Below are 18865 nucleotides of genomic sequence, written 5' to 3' on the forward strand. Positions count from 1 at the left end.
TTATTTAATTCACTTCAACTTCTTTTTCAATCACTTTTTTGATGCGGACCTCTGCCCCATTCTTCATGTCGTTCAGGGCTTCGATCTTAGCTTTCACCTCTTCCATGGTCCCTGAAAAAACCTGCTCTTGTACGGTCTCTTCACCATTTTCAGTGGTCGTGGTAACGACAGTAGCTGTTACGGTACCGTCTTCTTTCTTTTCCATATTGACCTTGACCTCCTTTTGCATGCTCTGCTCTACAGGAGCTCCGGCCATCTTTTCTTCATTATAGGCCGTTACCTCATCGGCTGAAAGCGCGATACTGGGGGCAATTACCAAAGCAACAACAGACATGAGCTTCAGGAGGATGTTCAGAGAAGGACCTGATGTATCCTTGAAAGGGTCACCTACAGTGTCTCCAACAACAGCTGCTTTGTGGGCATCCGTACCTTTACGGCCGTCGGCCTCTATCATTTTTTTAGCGTTGTCCCATGCGCCTCCGGCATTCGACTGGAAGATCGCCATGAGCACTCCTGCGGTGGTCACCCCTGCGAGGAGTCCACCGAGCATTTCTGCTCCTCCGATAAATCCTATGGCTACCGGAACGGCAATAGCCAGAAGTCCGGGCAATACCATTTCCTTTATGGAAGCCTGAGTAGAGATGGCTACACATTTTTCGTATTCAGCCACCCCGTTAGCCTTGTCAAAGATCTTTCTGTCTTCAGCCGTTGCCTTTGACATATCGGAATTGTACTTACGCATGATCTCAAGGGCCGCTTTGAGTTGAGGAATATCCCTGAACTGTCGCCTTACCTCCTCGATCATGGCCATGGCAGCTCGACCTACTGCATTCATGGAAAGGGCCGAGAAAACAAAGGGCAGCATACCGCCGACCAACAGGCCTGCCATGATATCAGGTCGACTTACGTCAATGGCGTTCACATTGGCAACCTTCATAAAGGCGGAGAACAGGGCCAGGGCTGTCAGGGCCGCAGAGGCAATGGCAAATCCCTTTCCAATGGCTGCAGTGGTGTTACCAACAGCGTCCAGTTTATCGGTTCTCTCACGTACTTCCTTAGGCAATTCAGCCATCTCGGCAATACCCCCGGCGTTATCTGAAATAGGTCCATAGGCGTCAACGGCGAGCTGAATCCCTGTATTGGCCAGCATCCCCACGGCCGCAATGGCAATTCCGTAAAGACCGGCAAAATAGTGAGATACCAGGATGGCACCGGCGATAAGTATAATTGGCACGGCGGTAGACATCATCCCCACGCCGAGACCGGCAATAATATTGGTAGCAGAACCGGTTTCTGACTGACGGACAATACCACTAACGGGCTTGGTCCCGGTTCCTGTGTAATATTCGGTGATCTTACCTACACCCAGACCTGCCACCAGACCTGCGATAGTAGCAAGGAAAACACCCCATGCACCATAAGGCAGCCCCTCTACCGTGTCAGGGATCATGGCGTAAATAACGAAGTAAGATGCGATGATCATGAGAATGGCTGAGCCAAATTCTCCGATATTCAATGCAGTTTGAGGGTTTCCTCCTTCTTTTACCTTTACAAAGAAAGTCCCCAAAATCGACATGACAATTCCGAGGGCGGCAAGTACCAAAGGCAGGTACACTGCACCCAGACCTCCGAAGTCGGGTGTGATCACATAAGCCCCGAGGACCATGGTTCCTATGATGGAACCTACATAGGACTCAAAGAGGTCGGCTCCCATCCCGGCAACGTCCCCAACATTGTCCCCTACGTTATCTGCAATAGTAGCAGGGTTCAAGGGGTGGTCTTCCGGGATACCCGCTTCTACCTTCCCTACGAGGTCGGCTCCCACGTCAGCAGCTTTGGTATAGATCCCTCCCCCTACACGGGCAAAGAGGGCGATGGAAGAAGCTCCAAGGGAAAAGCCGGATAGCACGTTGAGTACCATGCCCAGGTTTTCGGCCTCTGGCCAAATATTCTGATAGATCATAAACAGGCCGCTGAGCCCGAGAACCCCCAGTCCTACGACCCCAAGGCCCATCACAGAACCTCCGGCGAAGGCCACTTCAAGAGCCTTTCCAAGAGAAGTTCTGGCCGCCTGGGTAGTGCGCACATTAGCTTTGGTTGCTACCCGCATCCCAATAAAACCGGCCAGGGCAGAACAAAAGGCCCCTACAATGAAAGAAAGGGCAACCATTCCGGTAGACCCCGCTTCATTCTCACCTTTAAAATACAAGAGAACAGCTACCGCCACGACAAAGATCGCAAGGATTTTATACTCGGCTTTGAGGAAAGACATAGCGCCATCTGCAATATTCTTGGCAATCCTGGCCATGTTGGCGTCTCCCACTTCCTGTTTGGAGACCCACATGTTTTTGAATAATACGAACAGCAAGGCGAGCACACCAAATGCCGGTAATAGGGTTACGATCAATTCCATATCGATTTGTTATTTATCTGTTAAAACGGCAGCAAAAGTAGTAAAACGGTTTAGAATATAAAAGCACTTATTTAGCCTGATGCATACCCGTACCGAATACAGTAAACGAAGTACTTAAAAGTGAAATCCAAATGTTCCCGTCACGCTGAACGGCCTTGCGTCCGGATTTTCCAGGTAATTCCCCCTGAAATTGAAATCGAGCCTGAAGATCTTGAAGATATTCCCCACCCCCAGGGAGTATTCCCAGTAGATCTTGTCAGAGGGAGCGATCAGGGGGATATTGGCCGGACTGTTCAGGGCGATATTCTCATCTGAAAGTTGTCCCCAGGCTCCTCTCAAACCGACGATTTCCCGAAGATTCCAGTCGCGTAGCACAGGGATACGGGAGAACAACCTGCCGTTAAAATTGTGTTCGAGGAAGAGTGCCATATAAGTATCCGTCACAAACTCGTAAAAATCCAGGTTGGGAAAGGTATTATAAAGGGTAAACAGGGTCTGGTTACCCGGGATCACATTGAGCAGGCTAAGGGGGACAGTCCCGACGGTTTTCCCCATCTCCACGGTACTGAGGAGTCGGCCAAAACCACCGATCTGCCAGGGTTGGGTATAAGAAAATTGGTATTTGGTATAGTTAAAATCACTTTCCAGGAATCCTTCCAGGCCCCTGGTATAATTAAAGAAAAGGGTAGCGTATTCGTCATTGACGCTACGCCTCTCCACCCCGTAACCTATGGTCTTCTTGCCGGGAGTGTAGATCAGCGTTGTGGTGAGATCGAACTGTTTTACCTCTGAGGAAACCCCCGTGGGCGAGTCCGGGTCGATATAATCCAGGTTAAATGCCTCAGGCAAGGCCGAACTCAGGGTCCGGAAAGAACTTCCAAAACGGATCCTGAAATTAGTCAGGGGTTCAGCCTCCAGGTTCAAGGTACTCAGGTTGATGTTGGAAAGGCGGTTGTTATTCCCCACCGTCAGGACGGCGGAGGAGGCAACGCTCCTTCCCAGGACATCGTTTGTAGCCGTCAGACTAAGGCCCAGTTGTTCGATATCCCGGCGATTACCCCCGGAGATGATGAGCCGACTTTCCCTGTCGAGGAGGAATTTGGCGGAGAAGCCGTGCTTGAACTTTCGATCTGAAAATCCGTAAGCCATGTATCCCTCCAGCCGCCAGGGGTCATTTTGGCCGAAGAAGGTCCGCGCCCCTCCCCTGAGCCGTATCCCTTCGGCATCGTTAAATCCAAAGGTGCTGTAGATATCACCTATGTCGATATTCCATTTATCAATCTCCACATATCCGGATCCCAAAATACTCACAATATTGTAGTAGGTATTGAATTTGGGAACTGTCTTAAGGGTATCCAGCAGGCTGTAGATCCCGCTTTCGTCCTTGTTGAGGGCTTCGAGCCTGTTTCGGTTCCAGAAGGTACTGTCCTGTTCAAAGACCCTCGGGTCGTAGGGATCTGAAGCCTCGCGGTAAAAGGAATCGGGCCTGGGGTCATCGAATTTGTAATGGTCATACACCGTGGTCCTCTTTCCGTAGATCCCTTTTGAAGTTTCCTTTTTATTAAGGGCGAAATCAGAAAGCATATAATCCCGCTTCAGCAGGAAGACGGAGTCGTTCACGACCTCGAAATCCTGTTCGATATAGATCTCCTTTACCCAGTTAATATTGGCGCTTTTTGTGACTTCGAGGTTGATCTTCTTCAGGGCGAAGGTGGAATCGTTCACCCAGAAATCACCTTTAAAAGTGAGTTCATTCTTCCTCCGGGGGTAGTAGATGATCTGGTAACACCATTTATTGTCTATGTAGGCGCTGTCTGAAAGTACGTAGTTGTATACATCCACCCCGGTACGGGATAGGGGACTCGTAAAACTCTTGTCAAAGAATTTCAGGTAATTGGCGTATACGTTGTAATCAGAATACAGGTCCTGAACAAAGGCTGTGATCGCCTGGTTGTTGCTGAATCCCGAGTTCTTGTTGCCCAGCACGTCTACCCTTTCCTTTTGAATGAGGTTGTTTCCGTACACTTTGGAAAAGACCTCATTGAGAAAGATGGGCAGGTAGGTTTTCCCGGTGATCCTGGAGGTATCCAGATCGGCAAAGATGAATTCCAGCCCTTTGAAGATCCGGCTTTTGATCAGGGCACTGTCTATGGTATTCAGGTCGAATTCCACCTTTTCGTATTTGTCGTACTCGTATTGATCGAACATCCGGAGCCCGTTGATCCTTTTCCTGGCCCAGATCTTTTTCAGGATGTCGATGGCGGGGTTGTTCTTCTTGGATTGCTTGCCCGAATAGACCACCACTTCATCGAGCTGCTCTCCTTCCAACAGTGTTATGGTAAGGTCATAATTTACTGCGGAAGGCAGGGGTACTTCCAGGGTCTGATAGCCGATAAAGGAGACCAGGACGGAATTGTAGCGCAAATCCGATTCGAGGTAAAAACGGCCATTGTCATTGGTGATCGTCCCCTTTGTGGAATTGGGAAAGATCACATTGGCAAAGGCCACGGGTTCACCGGCTTCATCGATCACGATCCCGCTGACCTTGGTCTGTGCCCAACTGTGACCGGCCAGAAGGAAGAAAAGAAAGATATATAGTATTCTCATTGTGCAATGCCGAACAGTCTGACGGGAACTCATTAGAACCGGTTGTGCGATCCCGGATGTCTCCCTAAAACCCCCTAAAAATTACGTATAAAAAAACTTCGCCTGTTTTAGGAAGACGAAGTTTTGTCGGTATTATTGTGAAAGTCTTACTTGTACATCACTTTTTTTACAGCCCTGATCACATCCTCATGATTGGGAAGCCACTCTTCGAGCAGTACAGGAGAATATGGAGCAGGCGTGTCGGCCGTGTTGATCTTTGCGATGGGCGCATCGAGATAATCAAAAGCCTTTTGCTGCACCTGATAGGTGATCTCTGTAGCGACATTGCCAAACGGCCAGGCCTCTTCAAGGATCACCAGTCGGTTGGTCTTTTTTACAGAAGTCAGGATGGTTTCTGTATCCATAGGTTTTACAGTCCTCAGATCGATGATCTCGCACTGAATGCCTTCTTTCTCAAGTTCATCAGCTGCTTTGTAAGCTTCTTTGATGATCTTGCCGAAGGAGACGATGGTCACGTCCTTTCCTTCCCGCTTAATCTCAGCTACTCCTAATGGAATCGTGTATTCGTCTTCGGGCACTTCCCCTTTGTCACCATACATTTGTTCAGATTCCATAAAGATAACAGGGTCATTGTCCCGAATAGCCGATTTGAGAAGCCCTTTGGCGTCCCTGGGGTTGGATGGAACTACAACTTTGAGGCCGGGGCAATTGGCATACCAGCTCTCAAAAGCCTGGGAATGGGTGGCAGCCAGCTGACCTGCTGAGGCTGTCGGACCGCGGAAAACGATAGGACAGTCGAACTGTCCGCCGGACATCTGCCTGATCTTAGCAGCGTTGTTGATGATCTGGTCTATTCCCACCAAAGCGAAATTGAAGGTCATAAATTCTATGATGGGCCGGTTCCCGTTCATGGCCGACCCTACTCCAACCCCGGCAAAACCGAGCTCTGAGATGGGGGTGTCAATTACCCGACGGGGGCCGAATTCATCCAGCATTCCCTTAGACGCTTTGTAAGCTCCGTTGTATTCGGCAACCTCTTCGCCCATGAGGTAGATCGATTCGTCCCGCCTCATTTCTTCGGACATTGCTTCCGCTATCGCTTCCCTGAATTGTATTGTCTTCATATACTAGTGATTCTCGACATGAAATCATTTCAAAATGCGAACAAAAATAGGAAATTATCCTTCAATTAAGCCGGAGAGAAAGGCAAAAACATTTTAAAAATTTATTATGCATGCATAGTATTTTTTGTTTTTATTGGTTATCTTTGGGGCCACACTATTCTAATAAATCAGTAAAACTCAAATGAAGATATTAGTTTGTATCAGCAATGTTCCGGACACCACTTCCAAGATCAATTTCACGGCAGATAACACCGCATTCGACACCACTGGAGTGCAGTTCGTGATAAATCCCAACGATGAGTTCGGACTTACCCGGGCCATGTGGTTCAAGGAAAAGCAAGGTGCCACGGTTCACGTAGCTACGGTGGGTGGCCCAAGCGTTGAATCCACCATGCGAAAAGCCCTGGCTATCGGCGCCGATGAGGGCATCAGGATCAATGCCGAACCCACGGACGGATTTTTTGTAGCCCAGCAACTCGCCGAGGTGATCAAGACCGGTGGATACGACCTGGTCATTGCCGGAAGGGAATCTATTGATTATAACGGGGGAATGGTTCCCGGGATCATTGCAGCCCTGCTCGATATCAACTTTGTAAATACCTGCATCGGTCTGGAGATCGAGGGAGATAAGGTTACCGCCATCCGGGAAATAGACGGGGGAAAAGAAACCCTGGAAACTTCCCTTCCGCTTATCATTGGCGGTCAGAAGGGGCTCGTTGAAGAATCCGATCTGCGCATCCCTAATATGAGAGGGATCATGATGGCCCGCCAGAAAAAACTCAATGTGGTAGAACCGGTTGAGGCCATCCACGCCATCAAGGATAAAACCTTCGACAAGCCTGCCCCAAAAGGACCGGTAAAGCTCGTTGACGCCGGTAATGTAGGCGAACTGGTGAAACTGCTCCACAACGAAGCCAAAGTCATTTAATCGCACTTAAATCCTAAGAAAAACAACTTTATGTCTGTTCTAGTATATACCGAATCCGAAAACGGAAAACTTAAGAAAAATGCCTTCGAGGCCGCATCCTATGCCTATAAGGTAGCCCAGGATATGGGCACAACCCTTACCGCAGTGAGTTTTGGGGTGGCCGATGCTTCGGCCCTGGGTGAATACGGAGTCTCCAAGGTCCTCAAAGTTCAAAATGACAAACTGAAGGTTTTTAATGCCAGGGCATATGCAGCAGTGCTCGCAGAGGCCGTAGGGCAGGAAGGGGCTAAAGTGGTCATCCTGAGTTCGAGCACGGACTCCAAGTATCTGGGAGGCCTGTTAGCCGGGATGCTCAAAGCCGGCTACGTTCCCAATGTGGTGGCCGCCCCTGACAGCGTGACTCCCATGTTAGTTAAGCGCATGGCGTTCAGCAACAAGGGATTTGCCCATACGGAGATCACTACGGATGCCAAGATCATTGGGGTTTCCAATAACGCCTATGGCGCGCATGAAAATAAAACCTCTCTGGAAGAAGCATCTTTTGATCCATCGCTTGGTGAAGGTGTCTTTTCGACGAACTCTGTGAACATCGACAAGGTGTCCGGCGAGGTGACCATTGCCGATGCCGATATCGTAGTTTCTGCAGGCCGGGGCCTGAAAGGTCCGGAGAACTGGGGTATGGTCGAAGAATTGGCAAAAGTACTAGGGGCGGCCACAGCCTGCTCCAAGCCTGTAAGTGATATGGGATGGCGTCCTCATGGGGAACACGTAGGGCAGACCGGGAAACCCGTGGCGAGCAACCTCTACATCGCCATAGGAATCTCAGGTGCCATACAGCACTTGGCAGGTGTAAGCGCATCCAAAGTAAAAGTGGTGATCAATACGGATCCCGAGGCTCCCTTCTTCAAAGCTGCCGATTATGGGATAGTCGGTGACGCCTTCGAAGTGGTCCCTGAACTCATCGAAAAATTAAAGGAATTTAAGGCCCAGAACGCCTAATTTTTGTTAATTTGTGCCTTTGAAGGGCTGTTTAAATACTTAGGACATTCCCTATATTTATACAGCCCTTCTTGGTATTGGAGTGATTATGAGTTTAGTAAGGTTGAAAATAAAGGGCATCTCCTACAGCCAGACCCAAAACGGGGCTTATGCCCTTATTTTGAATGAGGTTGAAGGAGACAGAAAGCTGCCCATCGTGATCGGTGCTTTTGAGGCACAGTCGATCGCCATTGCCCTGGAAAAGGAGATCAAACCGCCGAGGCCGCTTACCCATGACCTTTTTAAAAATTTTGCCGACCGGTTCGACATTGTGGTTAAACAGGTCATTATCCACAAACTGGTGGATGGGGTTTTCTATTCCAGCATCATCTGTGAACGGGACAAGGTGGAAGAGATAATAGATGCTAGGACCTCCGATGCCATCGCCCTGGCCCTGCGCTTTAACGCCCCCATTTTTACCTATAGAACGATACTCGACAAGGCGGGAATCTTCCTTAAATTCTCATCAAAGGAGAAGGAAAAAGAGGAGATCGATGACAGTATCGTGGTGGATGAGATCCTGCAGGAAGGTGAAACCGTAGAGATCGATCCCGGTTCTCAGGCTCCTTATAAGGAACTGAGCATGGACGAACTCCGCAAGGAGCTGGAAAAAGCCGTCGCCAGTGAAGACTACGAAAAGGCGGCCCGCCTGAGGGATGAAATCTCCAAACGCAAATGATCTGCTAGCCCACGCCTATGAAGCCAGGATTTTGGATGCTGTCCCTTTTGCTGCTGCTTTCCTTCCCGGTCCTGGGCCAGGAAATCAATGCTCCTGACAGCCTCCTGACCGATAGCATTCCAACTATGACAATGACCGAGGCGATCAGCAGTTCTGACGGACTTATCGCACCCAATGCAGGATTTTCTATAGACAGCCTGTGGCGAGGGATCCTTGGCATGCTGGTGCTCTTGCTGATATCCTATATCTTCTCTGCCAACAGGAAGGCCATAAATTGGAAGACCACCGCCATTGGCCTGGGAATACAACTCTCTCTTGCCATTGGGATCCTGAAAGTTCCCTTGATTCAGTGGTTCTTCAACAAACTGGGACAATTCTTCAATGAAATCCTGAACTATACCCTGGCCGGGAGTGAATTCGTCTTTGGCGGTCTACTGAATCTTGACAATCCCAATATCGGCTATATTTTTGCCTTTCAGATCCTGCCTACCATCATTTTCTTTTCTGCACTGACTTCTGTCCTCTACTACCTTGGGGTCATTCAGAAGATCGTCAAGGGCCTGGCTTGGTTGCTTACCCGCTTCCTCGGGATCTCAGGAGCCGAGAGCCTTAGTGTCTCCGGGAATATCTTCCTGGGCCAGACGGAGGCGCCCTTGTTGATAAAGGCATATTTGGAAAAAATGAACAAGTCAGAAATCCTTCTGGTCATGATCGGAGGGATGGCTACAGTGGCCGGAGGGGTATTGGCGGCTTATATCGGCTTTTTAGGGGGAAATGACGAACAACTCCGGCTGGAGTTTGCCCGCCACCTCATCGCAGCCTCAGTGATGGCGGCCCCAGGGGCCATAGTGATCTCAAAGATGCTTTATCCCCAGATCGGGGAAGTAAACAAGGAGATACACATTTCAACAGAAAAAATAGGCTCCAATATTCTCGACGCGATCGCAAACGGCACCACTGAAGGCCTTAAACTGGCCGTGAATGTGGGGGCCATGCTCCTTGTCTTTGTGGCGTTTATCGCCATGATCAACGGGATCCTTGGATGGGTTGGCGATATCACCACCCTGAATGACTGGCTGACCGTCAACTCGGCCTATGAAGAGCTTTCACTGGAGGCCATTCTCGGAGTGATCTTTGCACCTCTGATGTGGCTCATTGGGGTCAACTCCCAGGACGTACTGCTTATGGGGCAGTTGCTGGGTATCAAGCTGGCTGCAAGTGAATTTATAGGATATATCCAACTGGCAGACCTGAAAGACGTGAGCAATGGTACCCATTTTGCCTTCAACAAATCGATCATCATGGCCACTTACATGCTCTGCGGCTTTGCCAATTTTGCCTCTATCGGGATACAGATCGGAGGCATCGGCTCCCTGGCACCGGGGCAGCGCAAGACCCTCTCGGAATTCGGGATGAAAGCTGTGCTGGGTGGCACACTGGCCTCCCTCCTTTCGGCTACCTTTGCCGGGATGATCCTGGGGTAAGTTTACCCGAAGCTTCGTTAATAAGTTTTCAAAAGAAGCCAGAGATGTCACCGTCATTGAAATAGAGCTTTTTTTATTTTTACAACCAGTTCAATTATCAACATCCCGAATGAAGCAATATCACGACCTCCTCAACTACGTGCTCGAAAATGGAAACAGGAAAAGCGATCGTACCGGTACCGGGACCATCTCGGTTTTCGGGTATCAAATGCGGTTCGACCTCAATGAGGGATTCCCTCTGGTCACTACCAAAAAACTGCACCTAAAATCTATAGTTCACGAACTGTTGTGGTTTCTCAAAGGGGATACAAATGTGAAATACCTGCAGGAGAATGGGGTCCGAATCTGGAATGAATGGGCCGATGAAAAAGGAGACCTGGGACCCGTTTACGGCTATCAATGGCGCAATTGGAATGGGGACGGGATCGACCAGATCAAAAACCTCATCCATACACTGAAGAACAACCCGGACAGCAGGAGGATGCTGGTGGCTGCCTGGAACCCCAGCGTGCTGCCTGATCCCTCAAAATCTTTTAGCGAAAACGTGGCCGATGGCAAGGCCGCCCTGCCTCCCTGCCATGCCTTTTTTCAATTCTATGTGGCTGACGGTAAACTCTCCTGCCAGCTTTACCAGCGTAGTGCGGATATCTTTCTGGGGGTGCCTTTCAACATTGCCTCCTATGCCCTTTTCACCCTTATGGTGGCCCAGGTATGCGGCTACAAACCCGGAGAATTCATTCACACCTTCGGAGATGCCCATATCTACAACAACCATATGGAACAGATCGAACTACAGCTGAGCAGGGATATCAGACCCCTTCCCAAAATGGTGCTGAATCCGGAAGTAAAGGATATCTTCGATTTCAAGTTCGAGGACTTTACCCTCCTGGATTACAATCCGCATCCCCATATCAAGGGAATGGTAGCAGTTTGATTCTATAATATCTTTTCCGGTCAAAAACAATACAGAAGGATAACTATATTCAAGAAGTCCCTTTTACCACTAAAACTCAGGCAAAAAAAATCCGGGACCTTTTCTCAAGATCCCGGATCACAGTCTTTTTTGGAAATGAATTACAGTTCCAACACGGCGTTCTCAGCACCGGCGTAGTCGTTCCACTGGTAACGATCGGCCTCTGTCTCATTTACATAGGTACCGTCTACCAGGTAACGGAATTCATAGGTGTTCTCCTTTGGAAGGTCGAAGGTACCTTTGAAGTTTCCGTTCTTTAATTTTTTCAGCATGCTGCCTTTTGGGTTCCAGTTGTTGAAGTCACCCACAACAGCAACTTTTTTTGCATCCTCTGCAGGAACAGTAAAGGTTACTTTTACTACAGGTTTTGATTTCAAGTATTGTTTAGTAATAGCCATCTTAATCGGTTTTAAAATTTGGGACAAAATTATAATATTAAAATACTCATTTCCAATGATTAACGAATTATTATCAATTTCATAATAATACTGTTACAAAAAATTGACATCCGTAATTTTGGACCGTTACTTTTCAGGACTAGTCAAGGAGGAATCGGCAGATTTCAGGATCTGAACCAAGCGGTCGATCTCATTTTTAGTATTATACAGGTGGAAACTCAACCGTATACCCCCGCCTCTCTGTGAACAACTCACCTCTTTTTGGACCAGATATTTGAACAAGCGGTCGTCTCCCCTGATGTTGAGGATATTCCCATGAACCTTCCTCCCGATCACGGCCTTATCCAGCAATTTTAGTTCTGCCAGCTCCTCTGCTGCCTGCCTTATGAGGCTGCTGTTGTATTCCTCAATATTTTTCACTCCCCATTCCATCAGCTTTTTTACGGAGAAATCCAGACTGCCAAAACAAAGACTGTCGAGGTGGCCGGGTTCCAGATGTTTTGGCAAACGGATGTTCTCCTTTCCCTCAAGTTTACCGTTGACAGAGTTGAATCCTGTGGCACTGGGGGAGAAGGCATCCGAAGCTCTTTCTGAAAATAACATATACCCGTTGCCTGTACCGGCCAGCATCCACTTATATCCGCTTCCCCCAAGGACATCGAGGCCAGAAGCGTCAAAATTAATATCACAAGCCCCACAGTATTGGGTGCCGTCAGCGATCAATATAAGATCGGGATACTGCTCCCGGATATACCGGATGAAGTCGGGATCTATCCTGATCCCATTCTCCCATTGCACCAGGCTGAAGGCAAAAACGTCGTAAGTTCCCTCCTTGAGTTTTTTCTCTATCTGATCTTCGAGATCGTAGCCCAGGGTAGCATAAGATACGGGGAACCCCCTGCTCTCAAAAGGCCAGTTTACCGAAGGGTAATCTGTCTGGAGCAAGAGTACCCTCGACTTTTCATGTAAGCCTTCCAGCAGCAAGTTTATCCCAAGCGAAAAATTCGGGACGAGAGCGATCCGCTGCCGGTCACATCCGAGAAATTCCCCCAGGGTATCCCTTACCCCGGAGATCATCTGGAAGCTCTCCATTTTCATTTCACTGCCCCCGATCAAAAAGTCCAGATCGTGTTCCTGTCGCCATTCCAGCAATTCTTCAGACATCAGTCCGATCGCAGCAGTATTAAAGTAAAGAGAGTGCTTTACCACCGGAAAGGAATTTCTCAAACTGTCGGGATTAAATCTGGACATAGTTCTTTTTCAGGGTTTGTAAAATCTACCGTTATCCTGGATCAGGCCCTTGCAACATCGCTAAAATCTAAGCGCAAAATACATGATGAATTGGCCTATCTTTGTTGTTAAAGATAGCGATTGAGATGACTTCGAGGCAAAGAAAAGAATCCGGCCTGGACCTGGAACAGCACGAACTGATCGAACACGCCCAGGAACGGATCCGAAGTAAAAAGAATCTGTACCGGCATTTAGTGTGGTTCCTGATCGGGGGTGTCGGGTTAGTCCTGCTTAACAAGGTGTTCAAATACGGCGCCGAATACGACTGGTCTTACTGGGTTGTGGGGTTCTGGGGCATTCTGTTTCTGGTCCATCTGGTCAATGTCTTTATCCTGTCACCTTTTACTGGGAAAGACTGGGAGCGGTCTCAGCGCGAAAAACTCATCATCGCTCAAAAGAAGAAGATAGCCGCACTTAAAGAAGAGGTGGAACGTGAATATCCACTTCCATCAGCTCCTAAAAAAAAAGTGGAATGAAGAACATCATCATCATAGCCGCGGCCGCTGAGAACAATGCCCTGGGCAAGGACAATCAATTGCTCTGGCACCTTCCGGACGACTTCAAACGCTTTAAGACCATCACCACAGGACATACGATCATTATGGGAAGGAAGACCTTTGAGAGTTTTCCCAAACCACTCCCCAACAGGTTCCACATCATCATCACCCGCGACCGGTCTTATACCACGCCATACGAACAGTGTGCAATTGTACATTCATTGCAGGAAGCTTATGAAAGGGCAGCACAGGAAGAGACCGTTTATGTCATAGGGGGTGGGGAGATATATTCCCAGGCCATGGCCGATGCGAACCTGCTTGAAATTACCCGGGTGCACGCCTCCTACGAGGCCGACGCATTTTTTCCCGAGATAGATCCCGGGCAATGGGAACTCCTCAGGGAAGAACGGCATCCGGCCGATGAAAGGCATGTTGTTCCCTTTACGTACCGCACCTATTCCCGCCGTCAGAAATCCAGGTAAGCAATCCTGATATCACCTGATTCCCCTTGAAGAAAATGGGACAGTAATTCGTGATTGGCATTGCTGTAAAACTGATGGGTCGTCTCTTCCTTTTCAGCGGAAAGGAGACCGTGTTTTTCCAGGATGCGGAAAGTTTGTCTGGCCACTGCTTCTCCGCAATCTATGATCCTGATACCTTCAGGCAATTCCTCTTTGAGCAGGGGGATCAGATGGGGGTAGTGCGTACACCCCAGCACGAGATGGTCTATCCCGGCTGCCAACATGGGCTGCAAATATTTACGGATTAGGTTTTTCGTTTCTCCTGAAAGGGCCTTGCCCTGTTCTATCAATTCTACGAGGCCTCTGCCTTCCTGTTCGAGGATCTCGATATGGGATGCGTGGTTTCTCGAAGTACTGTGAAACAGTTTACTGCTGAGCGTTCCCCTCGTGGCCAGTACCCCTACTTTCCCTGTAGCAGACCCCAGGGCCGCGGGCTTGATGGCAGGCTCTATCCCGATAAAGGGAACGGGGTAATGAGCCCTGAGGTGATCAATGGCGTTGGTCGTAGCTGTATTACAGGCGACGACAATGAGTTTGCAACCTTTATTCAGCAGCCATTCCGTATTCTTGACACTGAGGTCCAGAATCTCCCGGGATGTTTTTTCACCGTAGGGTGCATTCCTGCTATCTGCGAGGTAGAGCGTGTCCTCTAAAGGAAGTTTTGATCTGATCTCCTTCCATATGGATATCCCCCCTACTCCTGAGTCGAAAATGCCTATGGGTCTGTTGTCCAAGGTATGTGTTGAATTGATTACTGTAAAAATAAAAAAACCGCCCTGGTAAGGACGGTTTTTTTAAGTGGATTGTTTTGGGATTAGAAGCCCAATTCCTTTTTGACTTCAGGAAGCAGGTCTTTACCCTTGGCTACGATGAGTCCGCCACCCTGAGTAGAGTCCATCACGTATTCTATTCCCTGGGCAGCAGCAACCTTTTCGATGGCTGCCATAGCCTTTTCAGAGATGGGCTGGAACAGTTCGGCCTGCTTTTTGGCCAGCTCCTGCTGGGCAGCCTGCTGTGCTTCACCGATATTCCTTTCGAATCCCTGGAGCTCTACGGCCCTTTTTTCGTTTTCCTCCTTGGTCTTGGCAGAAGCCTCGCTCTGGTATTGCGTATACTTGTTTCGCAACTCAGTCATTGAGCTTTCGATGTCAGCCTTGTAGGTTTCCTGTAATTTCTTCAGTTCTGCCTGTGCAGCTTTCATCTCCGGCATGGCCGACAGGAGCTCGGTTACATTGATGTGTGCAACCTTGCTTTGCGCGTTTACAAACCCCGTAGCGGCAACAAAAAATAAGATGGCTACTGCTACATTCTTCAAGTGTTTCATGACTTTAAATTTACTATTTGAGTGTTATAATTGATTCCTATTCTAATTAACTGTATCCTTTTTCTGTTCGGTCTGCTTGGCTCTTTCAGCTTCTTTTTCCTTTCGCTTGGCTTCACGTTCTTCAAGGAGCTTCTTCCTCCTTGCCTCATAGGCCTTCTTGCGTTCCTCTCTGAGCCTGAGCTGTTCCGCTCTTTTATCCTCGGCAGTTTGTCTGCGGAGTGAATCTGCTTCCTGGGCTTTTTCAAGTCTGTCCCTGAGTGCGTCCGTCATTTCTTCCTCTTCCTCCGCTGCGGCCGCTTCAAAGGCTTCTATCCTCGCTCTTTCAGCTGCCTTATTCGGCCTGCTGACCCTTCTGGTCCTGGCGATCCCTCTCAGCACTAATTCGCTGATATCGTGCCTTTTTTCGGAGTACAACATTACGACATCCGCAGATTTATCGAAAATAAAATCGTACTTTTTATTGGCTCCGATCGCCTGTACTTCGTTGAATACCTGGTCCTGGATCGGCTGAATCAATCTTTGCTTTTGCAGGACGAGATCCCCATTGGGTCCAAACCGGTTTTGCTGGTATTCCAGCATCTCCTTTTCCAGGATCTGGATCTCCTCAGTGCGCTCAGCGATCAGTTCATCCGTCAGCAGGACTTTTTCAGCCATCAGGTCTTTCTTCATCTGGTCGATCACTCCCTGCTTCTCCTCTATCTCAAGTTTCCATCTCTGAACCCGATTCTCGAGTTGCTCATTCGCTTCCCGATACTCCTCCACATTTTCCAGGATATACTCCATGTCTACATATCCGATCCGTACACCCCGTTGCCCAATGGCATTGAAAGTGGTCAGGAACAAGACAGTGATTAAAAGAACGTTTGTCTTCATGTTACTCAGGTTTAGTACATAGAAAATATCGTGCCAAAATTACTAAAACTTTTAGTATGAGCGCTTTACCTTTTTAAAGGGAAGAAGAAAAACCTAGAATTGCTGGCCTATGATAAAGTGCGTCTGCCAGCCACTCGGACCATTCCCCACAGACTGTGGTCTCAGGTCCTCGTCAAATCCGTAGCCAAAATCTATCCCCAGTAAACCAAAGGCAGGCATGAAAATCCTCAAGCCCACACCGGCCGACCTTTTTAGTTGAAACGGATTAAAGTCTTTAAAATTGTTGAAGGAGTTCCCTGCTTCCAAAAATGTGAGGCCGTAAATAGAGGCCGAAGGCTTCAGGGTGAGCGGATATCTGAGTTCCATGGTGTATTTATTGTACACAATACCTCCTTCCTGAGCGAAGGTTATAGGGTCTACGGGAGTAAGGGAGTTGTTCTCATAACCCCTCAACTGAATCTGTTCCCGTCCGTCGAGCGTAAAATTCCTTCCGAGTCCGTCTCCTCCCAGGAAGAACCGTTCAAAGGGCACTTCCCCCACATCACTGTTGTAATTGCCCAGGAAACCGAATTCCACATTCGTCCTCAACACCAGCTTATCAACGAGCCTCGTATACCAGTCGCCCCTGAATTTGACCTTGTAGTATTCCAGCCACCGGAAGCGTTCCTGGTCTACGCTTTCCAGCTCATTCCTTTCCGCTATGGTAAGATCGCTTCCAGCCAGCCTTCGTTCGGTCTGCAATTCGGTAAGTTCTTCGCTCCTCGCTTTCAGGGCTGCAAAATCCTTATCGCTGAAGAGAGAATATGGCGGGGTGAATTTTGCGGTCACCTCAAAGATAGACCCGGTGATAGGATATATCCTTCCTGGGCCGGCAGAGCTCCTGGAGATCCCGAAAGTATACGCCAGGGAATTCGACTGACCATTACCGAAGTTGAAGAGTCCCGTCCTGTAGTTCCTGAAATCGTACAGCTGGTAGCTCAGGGCGTGGGATACCGTGAAAAAGTCGTCAGGCCACTGCACTCTTTTGGCGAGCCCCAGGGTAACCCCGGTGATGGAGAACTGCTGATCTTTGTCTACTTCTATCCGACCGTTATTTCCGAATGACGCCAGGAATTGTTGTGTTCTTGACAAGGACATATTGAAACGGACGGGCTTCTTGCCCCCCAGCCAGGGTTCTGAAAAATTAAGGCTGTAGACCCTGAAGGTACGGCTGGCCTGCAACCTGAGCGCAAAGGTCTGTCCGTCTCCCATGGGAACGGGCTTGTAGGCCTCCCCGTTAAAGAGGTTCTGGATAGAGAAGTTGTTGAAGGAGAGTCCGAGTGTACCGATGAAACCACCACCACCGTAGCCTCCCTGCAATTCGATCTGACTCGAGCCGGACTCCACCAGGCTGTACGCCAGGTCTACGGTCCCTGAGTTGGGATCGGGATTCTGAATGTCCGGTGCGATCTGCTCCGGGTCAAAGAATCCCAATTGTCCTAGTTCACGAACACTTCGTATAATATTTTCCTTACTGTATTTCTGGCCGGGCCTGGTCCGGATCTCCCGGAATATGACATGGTCATTGGTCTTGTCATTCCCGGTGACCGTTACATGGTTTAAAAAGGTCTCCTTCCCTTCGATGATCCTGATCTCAAAATTGATAGTGTCATTCTCTGCCGAGACTTCTACCGGGTTGATCTGGGAGAAAAGGTATCCGTTGTTCTGATAGAGGTTGGTCAGGTCATCGGCATCGGGCTTGCTGTCATCGGCAATTCGCTCGCGCAGTAATACCCCGTTGTAGGTAGAGCCTTTTTTAATACCCAGTACCTGGGAGAGCTGGCGGTCTGTATAGACGGAATTCCCGACAAAGTCGATGTCCCCGAAATAGTATTTATTGCCTTCCTCCACATTGATCGTTATCCGGATATTTTCATCATTGACCCGTTCGATGGTATCTGAAAGGACGCGGGCATCCCTGTACCCGTTCTCGGCGTACTTGTCGATCAGGGACGAAAGGTCCTCCTTATAGTCCTCAGGTATGTACTTGGATTTCTTCCAGAATCTGCCCAGCCTTTTTCGTTTGGTGTTTTTCAGGGCTTTTCGAAGCGACCGGTTCGACAGCTCCTCATTGCCTTCAAAAACGATTTGGGAGATCTTGACCTTATTCCCCTTGTTGACATTGATGACCATACTCTCCGCATTGGTCTCTGAAGTGTCCCTGGAGGTGACAATGGTCGCCTTGGCATTGAGGTAACCCTGTTTCTTGTATTTATTCTGAAGGTAATTCTTGGTGTTGGCGATCAGGCTCTCCGTAATCTTCTTCCCTTTCTTGAGGTCTGTGTCCTTGATGATCTCGTCTACCTTGCGTTTTTTTACTCCGTAGATAGTGACCTTTGAAAGGGTGGGCCTTTCCTTGATATTGAGTTCGAGGTAGATATCATCCCCATCGATCCTGGTGATATAAAAGGTAATATCACTGAACAATTCGAGTCCCCATAATTTTTTGAGCACGTCACTGATCTGGTCTCCGGGCACGGTGATCAGTTGTCCTTCCCTCAACCCTGTGTAAGTTTTGACTGTCTGCTCGTTATAACTTTGGAGGCCGGTCACTTCCAGACTTTTGAGGATGTACTTTTTCCCATCGTCGTAAGGAATATCCTGTGACAGAAGGTTGCCGGAACACAAAAGATAAAGGAAGATAAAAAGGAGGCTTCTGAAGAAGAAACTATTCACC

Annotated in this window: 16 protein-coding genes; 7 read left to right on the forward strand and 9 right to left on the reverse strand. The window is 48.7% G+C overall.

Annotated features, from left to right (window positions below):
* Window positions 1-4: 4 nt before the first annotated feature.
* From IEV19_RS05440 to IEV19_RS05450, 3 genes are all read right to left on the reverse strand, one after another.
* A complete protein-coding gene (locus tag IEV19_RS05440) occupies window positions 5-2413 on the reverse strand; it encodes a sodium-translocating pyrophosphatase (protein ID WP_188369656.1) in 2409 nt (802 codons plus the stop codon).
* 114 nt (window positions 2414-2527) lie between these two features.
* Window positions 2528-5020: a DUF5686 family protein gene (locus tag IEV19_RS05445; RefSeq protein WP_188369657.1), complete on the reverse strand. Its 2493-nt coding sequence runs from the start codon at window positions 5018-5020 to the stop codon at window positions 2528-2530.
* A gap of 146 nt (window positions 5021-5166) precedes the next feature.
* Entirely contained in the window at window positions 5167-6144 is a 978-nt protein-coding gene (locus IEV19_RS05450; protein ID WP_188369658.1) for a pyruvate dehydrogenase complex E1 component subunit beta, read from the reverse strand.
* A gap of 181 nt (window positions 6145-6325) precedes the next feature.
* Here IEV19_RS05450 and IEV19_RS05455 point away from each other — a divergent pair, with 181 nt between their 5' ends.
* The 5 genes from IEV19_RS05455 to IEV19_RS05475 all read left to right on the forward strand — a co-directional run bounded on the left by IEV19_RS05455 (window position 6326) and on the right by IEV19_RS05475 (window position 11207).
* Window positions 6326-7072 carry an electron transfer flavoprotein subunit beta/FixA family protein gene (locus IEV19_RS05455; RefSeq protein ID WP_188369659.1) on the forward strand — a complete coding sequence of 249 codons (747 nt, stop codon included), beginning with the start codon at window positions 6326-6328 and terminating at the stop codon, window positions 7070-7072.
* Between the two features lie 30 nt (window positions 7073-7102).
* On the forward strand, window positions 7103-8071 hold the full coding sequence (locus tag IEV19_RS05460) for an electron transfer flavoprotein subunit alpha/FixB family protein (RefSeq protein WP_188369660.1): 969 nt from the start codon (window positions 7103-7105) through the stop codon (window positions 8069-8071).
* An 88-nt stretch (window positions 8072-8159) separates the two neighbouring features.
* Complete coding sequence (locus tag IEV19_RS05465) at window positions 8160-8789, forward strand: bifunctional nuclease family protein (protein WP_163691461.1); 630 nt, start codon at window positions 8160-8162, stop codon at window positions 8787-8789.
* A gap of 17 nt (window positions 8790-8806) precedes the next feature.
* Window positions 8807-10273 carry a NupC/NupG family nucleoside CNT transporter gene (locus IEV19_RS05470; protein ID WP_188369661.1) on the forward strand — a complete coding sequence of 489 codons (1467 nt, stop codon included), beginning with the start codon at window positions 8807-8809 and terminating at the stop codon, window positions 10271-10273.
* A gap of 109 nt (window positions 10274-10382) precedes the next feature.
* Window positions 10383-11207, forward strand: a complete 825-nt coding sequence (locus IEV19_RS05475) for a thymidylate synthase (protein WP_188369662.1) — start codon at window positions 10383-10385, stop codon at window positions 11205-11207.
* Window positions 11208-11347: 140 nt separating this feature from the next.
* On the opposite strand, the gene IEV19_RS05480 is transcribed toward IEV19_RS05475, so the two are convergent.
* Both IEV19_RS05480 and IEV19_RS05485 read right to left on the reverse strand, forming a co-directional pair.
* Window positions 11348-11644: an isoamylase early set domain-containing protein gene (locus IEV19_RS05480; protein WP_188369663.1), complete on the reverse strand. Its 297-nt coding sequence runs from the start codon at window positions 11642-11644 to the stop codon at window positions 11348-11350.
* A 126-nt stretch (window positions 11645-11770) separates the two neighbouring features.
* Window positions 11771-12895 carry an aminotransferase class V-fold PLP-dependent enzyme gene (locus tag IEV19_RS05485; RefSeq protein ID WP_188369664.1) on the reverse strand — a complete coding sequence of 375 codons (1125 nt, stop codon included), beginning with the start codon at window positions 12893-12895 and terminating at the stop codon, window positions 11771-11773.
* 125 nt (window positions 12896-13020) lie between these two features.
* Here IEV19_RS05485 and IEV19_RS05490 point away from each other — a divergent pair, with 125 nt between their 5' ends.
* Both IEV19_RS05490 and IEV19_RS05495 read left to right on the forward strand, forming a co-directional pair.
* Window positions 13021-13410, forward strand: a complete 390-nt coding sequence (locus tag IEV19_RS05490) for a 2TM domain-containing protein (RefSeq protein ID WP_188369665.1) — start codon at window positions 13021-13023, stop codon at window positions 13408-13410.
* The gene (locus IEV19_RS05495) at window positions 13407-13913 is read left to right on the forward strand and encodes a dihydrofolate reductase (RefSeq protein WP_188369666.1); all 507 of its coding nucleotides are present in this window, start codon (window positions 13407-13409) and stop codon (window positions 13911-13913) included. The genes IEV19_RS05490 and IEV19_RS05495 overlap by 4 nt, the downstream gene beginning before the upstream one ends.
* Here IEV19_RS05495 and murI read toward each other — a convergent pair.
* The 4 genes from murI to IEV19_RS05515 all read right to left on the reverse strand — a co-directional run bounded on the left by murI (window position 13898) and on the right by IEV19_RS05515 (window position 18864).
* Window positions 13898-14686: a glutamate racemase gene (gene murI, locus IEV19_RS05500; protein WP_188369667.1), complete on the reverse strand. Its 789-nt coding sequence runs from the start codon at window positions 14684-14686 to the stop codon at window positions 13898-13900. The two genes, IEV19_RS05495 and murI, sit on opposite strands and share 16 nt — an antisense overlap.
* 80 nt (window positions 14687-14766) lie before the next feature.
* Complete coding sequence (locus tag IEV19_RS05505) at window positions 14767-15276, reverse strand: OmpH/Skp family outer membrane protein (protein ID WP_188369668.1); 510 nt, start codon at window positions 15274-15276, stop codon at window positions 14767-14769.
* Window positions 15277-15318: 42 nt separating this feature from the next.
* Entirely contained in the window at window positions 15319-16149 is an 831-nt protein-coding gene (locus IEV19_RS05510; protein ID WP_188369669.1) for an OmpH/Skp family outer membrane protein, read from the reverse strand.
* Window positions 16150-16242: 93 nt separating this feature from the next.
* On the reverse strand, window positions 16243-18864 hold the full coding sequence (locus tag IEV19_RS05515; protein ID WP_229732491.1) for a BamA/OMP85 family outer membrane protein: 2622 nt from the start codon (window positions 18862-18864) through the stop codon (window positions 16243-16245).
* Window position 18865 lies beyond the last annotated feature (1 nt).

Source organism: Muriicola marianensis (assembly GCF_014638095.1).
Taxonomy (GTDB): domain Bacteria; phylum Bacteroidota; class Bacteroidia; order Flavobacteriales; family Flavobacteriaceae; genus Muriicola; species Muriicola marianensis.

Bases quoted from the DNA above. Each gene is read 5' to 3' on its own strand.
- IEV19_RS05440 (WP_188369656.1), bottom strand. From the start codon at position 2,413: ATGGAATTGATCGTAACCCTATTACCGGCATTTGGTGTGCTCGCCTTG.
- IEV19_RS05465 (WP_163691461.1), top strand. From the start codon at position 8,160: ATGAGTTTAGTAAGGTTGAAAATAAAGGGCATCTCCTACAGCCAGACC.
- IEV19_RS05460 (WP_188369660.1), top strand. From the start codon at position 7,103: ATGTCTGTTCTAGTATATACCGAATCCGAAAACGGAAAACTTAAGAAA.
- IEV19_RS05450 (WP_188369658.1), bottom strand. From the start codon at position 6,144: ATGAAGACAATACAATTCAGGGAAGCGATAGCGGAAGCAATGTCCGAA.
- IEV19_RS05480 (WP_188369663.1), bottom strand. From the start codon at position 11,644: ATGGCTATTACTAAACAATACTTGAAATCAAAACCTGTAGTAAAAGTA.
- IEV19_RS05485 (WP_188369664.1), bottom strand. From the start codon at position 12,895: ATGTCCAGATTTAATCCCGACAGTTTGAGAAATTCCTTTCCGGTGGTA.
- IEV19_RS05475 (WP_188369662.1), top strand. From the start codon at position 10,383: ATGAAGCAATATCACGACCTCCTCAACTACGTGCTCGAAAATGGAAAC.
- IEV19_RS05445 (WP_188369657.1), bottom strand. From the start codon at position 5,020: ATGAGAATACTATATATCTTTCTTTTCTTCCTTCTGGCCGGTCACAGT.
- IEV19_RS05495 (WP_188369666.1), top strand. From the start codon at position 13,407: ATGAAGAACATCATCATCATAGCCGCGGCCGCTGAGAACAATGCCCTG.
- IEV19_RS05455 (WP_188369659.1), top strand. From the start codon at position 6,326: ATGAAGATATTAGTTTGTATCAGCAATGTTCCGGACACCACTTCCAAG.
- IEV19_RS05470 (WP_188369661.1), top strand. From the start codon at position 8,807: ATGAAGCCAGGATTTTGGATGCTGTCCCTTTTGCTGCTGCTTTCCTTC.
- IEV19_RS05510 (WP_188369669.1), bottom strand. From the start codon at position 16,149: ATGAAGACAAACGTTCTTTTAATCACTGTCTTGTTCCTGACCACTTTC.
- IEV19_RS05505 (WP_188369668.1), bottom strand. From the start codon at position 15,276: ATGAAACACTTGAAGAATGTAGCAGTAGCCATCTTATTTTTTGTTGCC.
- IEV19_RS05490 (WP_188369665.1), top strand. From the start codon at position 13,021: ATGACTTCGAGGCAAAGAAAAGAATCCGGCCTGGACCTGGAACAGCAC.